The 254-nt window shown below is 65.7% G+C and carries 1 protein-coding gene; it reads right to left on the minus strand.

The genetic code is table 11. The annotated features are described in order from the left end of the window. Positions 1-254: Clp protease N-terminal domain-containing protein (locus KZZ04_RS19945; protein ID WP_219423995.1), on the minus strand; the 254-nt coding region annotated here is incomplete at both ends.

A 254-nucleotide genomic window follows, 5' to 3' on the forward strand; every position in this document is an offset into this window, starting at 1 on the left:
GCGCAGCACACCGGCCGCGATACCCTCACCCTCCTCGGCCAATCCGATCAGCAGGTGCTCGGGGCCGACGTAGGAATGGCCGAACTCGCGTGAGGCTTGGTAGGCGCGGGACAGCACATCCTTCACGCGAGGCGAGACGCCGATCTTGCCATCCTCCTCTGCGGCATCGCCTCCGCCCGCGGCCTCCTCAGCCTCCTCGTCCAACTGACGACGCAGGTCTTCGACTGAGAGCTTGAACTGATCGAGGATGGTGC

Origin of the sequence: Pseudoalteromonas sp. CR1 (assembly GCF_019392235.1) — a bacterium.
Taxonomy (GTDB): Bacteria; Pseudomonadota; Gammaproteobacteria; order Enterobacterales; family Alteromonadaceae; genus Pseudoalteromonas.